This window comes from Streptomyces racemochromogenes (genome assembly GCF_044129415.1).
GTDB lineage: Bacteria > Actinomycetota > Actinomycetes > Streptomycetales > Streptomycetaceae > Streptomyces > Streptomyces racemochromogenes_A.
This window is the reverse complement of sequence record NZ_JBBDHD010000251.1, coordinates 1-4107: the sequence shown is the minus strand read 5'-3', so window position 1 is coordinate 4107 and position 4107 is coordinate 1. Positions and strand designations below refer to the sequence as shown.

Here is a 4107-nt window from a genome sequence, read left to right as displayed (position 1 = left end):
CCCCCCCTATTTTTTTTATTAGACGTCGACCACTGTAATCAACAATATATTATGGGGGTGGGTTGGTTTTTTTTTTTTTATATCACGGGGCCGGGGCGGGGGGGCCCCCCGCCGCCTCGGCCGCCGCGCCGCCGCCGTTCGGCGCCACCCCCGGGTACGGACCCGGGGCCGCCCCCGCCGGGGGCTCCGGCCCCGGGCCGGAGCCCGGGTTCGGGCCGCCTGCGGGTGCCGGCGGATCGTTTCCGCCGCACTCCCACGCTCCCTCCCCCTACGCCCCGCTCCCCCCGTGGGGCGGCCCGTCGGGGCAGCCGCCGACCGCCGTCCGCCCGGCCGGGCCGCAGGCCGGCGGCCGGGGGCGCGGCCGGATCGCGGTCGCCGTCGCCGCGGTCGCCGTCCTCGCCGCCGGAGGCGTCACGTACGCCGTGACCTCCGGGGGCGGCGACACCGGGAAGAAGGCGCACGCCAAGGCCACGCCGCCGGCCGCCGCCCCCGACTCCCCGACCCCCGGCGACCTCCCGGCCACGGCGACCCCCGGCCCGTCCCCCTCCCCCTCCAGGACCGGCCCCTCCGCCGCCCCCTCGAAGAAGCCCGGCACGGCTTCGCCCTCCGCCCCGGCGTCCTCACCCGCGGCCAAGCCGGGCCCGGTGCCGACGGGCTGCGCCGGCTGGACCCACAAGGACCCCAAGCCGGGCACCTACGGCTTCATATCCGGCGACCACCACCTCCTCGCCGCCCCCTACCAGCAGTGCGCCCAGGGCAGCCTGGTCAAGAGCGGCACGAAGCTCTGGTACCACTGCTACATCGTCAACTCGTACGGCAATCAGTGGACGTTCGTCCGCGTGGACGGCACCAACCAGACCGGCTGGCTCTACAACCGCGACCTGACCGGCCAGAAGGGATCGTCCCCCGCCTGTTAGCCCCCCGCCCACCCCCGGCCTAAGCTGCGGCCATGGAGTCCTACACCATCGGCCAGGCGGCCCGGCTGCTCGGCGTCAGCGTCGACACGGCCCGCCGCTGGGCCGACGCCGAGCGCTTCCCCACCCGTCGCGAGGGCACCCGCCGCATGGTCGACGGCCCCGACCTGGCCGCGTTCTGCGTCGAGGCCGCGCAGGAGGGCGCCGAGGGCGACGAGGCCCCGTACACCTCGGCGCGCAACGCATTCCCCGGCATCGTCACCGGTGTGAAGCTCGGCACCGTGGACGCCCAGGTCGAGATCCAGGCCGGGCCGCACCGCGTCGTCTCCCTGCTGACCCGGGAGGCGGTCGAGGAGCTGGGCCTGGAGGTCGGCTCGCGGGCCACGGCGCGGGTCAAGTCGACCAGCGTGTTCGTCGACCGCGGCTGACCTCCGGCGGGCCCGGCGGGGTGGCGGTGGCAGACTGACCGCTGATCCGCCGAAGGGAAGTACCTCCTTGTCCATGTTCAGCAACCTGCGCCGGGCCGTGCGCCGCGGCTACCGGCGGGCCGTCGACCTCAGCCACCCCGCCCGCTCGCCGCTCGGCAGCGCGGTGGTCAACTGCGTGGTCTACCAGGACGGCATCCGCCAGGACGGCTGCGCCGAGGTCGAGGAGGCGCTGCGCCGGGTCCGCAAGACGGGCGAGGGCTTCGTCTGGATCGGTCTCCACGAACCCTCGCAGCTGGAACTCGCCGGGCTCGCGGAGCTGCTCGGACTGCACCCGCTGGCCGTCGAGGACGCCGTCCACGCCCACCAGCGGCCCAAGGTGGAGCGCTACGACGACACCCTCTTCGCGGTGTTCAAGACCGTCCGCTACGTCGAGCACGAGGAACTGACGGCGACCAGCGAGGTGGTGGAGACCGGCGAGCTGATGGCCTTCGTCGGAGAGGACTTCGTCATCACCATCCGGCACGGCGGCCACGGCACCCTCGGCCCGGTCCGCGAGGCCCTGGAGGCCGAGCCGGAGCAGCTGGCGAAGGGGCCCGCGGCCGTGCTGCACGCCATGGCCGACCACGTGGTCGACGACTACGTGGCGGTCACGGACGCGGTGCAGAGCGACATGGACGCCGTGGAGACGGCCGTGTTCAGCGAGCACGGAGGGCGGGGCGACGCCGGCCGGATCTACCAGCTCAAGCGCGAACTCCTCGAACTGCGGCGGGCGGTGGCCCCGCTCGGGCGGCCGCTGGAGCACCTGGCGACGCAGCCGATACCGGTGATCCCGGCGGAGGTCCGGGCGTACTTCCGGGACGTGGCCGACCACCTGACGCGGGCGACCGAGCAGATCGGGGCGTACGACGGTCTCCTCGACTCGATCCTCCAGGCGCACCTGGCACAGGTGACGGTCGCCCAGAACGAGGACATGCGCAAGATCACGGCGTGGGCGGCGATCGTGGCCGTGCCGACGATGGTGTGCGGGGTGTACGGCATGAACTTCGACCACATGCCGGAGCTGCACTGGACGTACGGCTATCCGCTGGTCCTCGCGGTCATGGCGGTGGCCTGCTGGCTCATCCACCGGGGCTTCCGCCGCAACGGCTGGCTCTGATCCCGTCCGGCGGCCGGAGGGGATCCCGCGCCGGCACAGGGCGGACCCGAGCGCGGACGAGTGGCTTCCGGACAGGGCCGCGCCAGGGGTGTTCTCCGCTTCCCTCATCTGGTAGGAAAGTTTCCTAACGGAACAGGGAAGGCTCAACCCCCTTACGGAGGCCTCGTGTTCACCCCTCGTCGTACCACCCTGACCCTCGGCGCGCTCCTCGGCGCGGCCCTCCTCGCCGTACCGGCGGCGGCCCAGGCCGTACCCGCCGCACCCGCGCCCGTCACCGCCCGCGCGGCGACCGGGCTCGACGACCCGGCGAAGAAGGACATCGCCATGCAGATCGTCTCCAGCGCCGAGAACTCCTCCCTCGACTGGAAGGCGCAGTACAAGTACATCGAGGACATAGGCGACGGCCGCGGCTACACCGCCGGCATCATCGGCTTCTGCTCCGGCACCGGCGACATGCTCGACCTCGTCGAGTACTACACGCAGGTCAAGCCCGGCAACGTGCTCGCCAAGTACCTCCCGGCCCTGCGCAAGGTCAACGGCGGTGACTCCCACGCCGGCCTCGACCCCAACTTCACCAGGGACTGGGCGAAGGCCGCCCAGGACGCCGCGTTCAGGAAGGCCCAGGACCACGAGCGCGACCGGGTCTACTTCGACCCGGCCGTCAAGCAGGGCAAGTCCGACGGCGTCGGCACCCTCGGCCAGTTCGCCTACTACGACGCCATCGTCATGCACGGCGACGGCGGCGACGCCACCAGCTTCCGCAACATCCGCAAGCGGGCCCTGTCCAAGGCCAAGCCCCCGGCCCAGGGCGGCAACGAGACCGCCTGGCTGAACGCCTTCCTCGACGCCCGCGTCTGGGCGATGAAACAGGAGGAGGCGCACAGCGACACCAGCCGTGTCGACACCGCCCAGCGCGTCTTCCTGAAGAAGGGCAACCTGAACCTGAACACCCCGCTTGACTGGAAGGTGTACGGGGACTCCTTCCACATCGGCTGACCGTGGGGCGCTGATCAGCCCAACTGCCGTTGAAACCAAGGGTGCTGGCCTTATTCGGATGGCTCGAAGTGGCTTGAGGGCGCCCCCGTGAGGGCATAACTCCGCCCGGCCCCGTTTTTCAGGGGAGGGGCCGCAGGTTCCGTCCCAAGGGGGGACTCGTGAACTACTACCTCGACGTCATCAAGCGGTACGCCGACTTCCAGGGCCGCGCCCGCCGCCAGGAGTACTGGATGTTCCTCCTCTGGAACATCCCGATCGTCATCGTCCTCACGATCCTCGACTACGCGCTCGGCAGCTACCCGGTCCTCACCTGGATCTACACCCTCGCCGTGTTCCTCCCCTCCCTCGGGGTCTCGATCCGACGGCTGCACGACACCGGGAAGTCCGGATGGTGGTACCTCGTCAGCCTCATCCCGTTCATCGGGTTCATCTGGATGATCATCCTGATGGCCACGGAGGGTGACGCCGGTCCGAACGCGTACGGGCCCAGCCCGAAGCAGATCGCAGCCTGACACGCCCCCGGGCGTACCGCACGCCGTCGGGGGGGGGGGGGGGGGGGGGGGGGGGGGGGGGGGGGGGGGGGGGGGGGGGGGGGGGGGGGGGGGGGGGGGGG

General features: G+C 71.7%; 5 protein-coding genes. All 5 read left to right on the top strand.

Annotation, left to right across the window (positions count from 1 at the left end):
- The first annotated feature begins 422 nt into the window (after positions 1–422).
- The 5 genes from WDV06_RS36415 to WDV06_RS36395 all read left to right on the top strand — a co-directional run bounded on the left by WDV06_RS36415 (position 423) and on the right by WDV06_RS36395 (position 4006).
- A complete protein-coding gene (locus WDV06_RS36415) occupies positions 423–917 on the top strand; it encodes a hypothetical protein (RefSeq protein WP_395514088.1) in 495 nt (164 codons plus the stop codon).
- A gap of 32 nt (positions 918–949) precedes the next feature.
- Positions 950–1342, top strand: coding sequence for a TOBE domain-containing protein (locus WDV06_RS36410; protein WP_395514087.1), 393 nt, complete (start codon positions 950–952; stop codon positions 1340–1342).
- Positions 1343–1415: 73 nt separating this feature from the next.
- Positions 1416–2498: a magnesium/cobalt transporter CorA gene (corA, locus tag WDV06_RS36405; protein ID WP_395514086.1), complete on the top strand. Its 1083-nt coding sequence runs from the start codon at positions 1416–1418 to the stop codon at positions 2496–2498.
- 165 nt (positions 2499–2663) lie between these two features.
- Positions 2664–3494 (top strand): chitosanase, encoded by an 831-nt coding sequence (locus tag WDV06_RS36400; RefSeq protein ID WP_395514085.1) that lies wholly within the window; start codon positions 2664–2666, stop codon positions 3492–3494.
- Between the two features lie 158 nt (positions 3495–3652).
- Positions 3653–4006 (top strand): DUF805 domain-containing protein, encoded by a 354-nt coding sequence (locus tag WDV06_RS36395; protein WP_395514084.1) that lies wholly within the window; start codon positions 3653–3655, stop codon positions 4004–4006.
- The last annotated feature ends 101 nt before the right edge of the window (positions 4007–4107 follow it).

What these genes read in the sequence shown, in the direction of transcription:
- WDV06_RS36410 (WP_395514087.1), top strand. Translation starts at nt 950, where the DNA reads ATGGAGTCCTACACCATCGGCCAGGCGGCCCGGCTGCTCGGCGTCAGC.
- corA (WP_395514086.1), top strand. Translation starts at nt 1,416, where the DNA reads ATGTTCAGCAACCTGCGCCGGGCCGTGCGCCGCGGCTACCGGCGGGCC.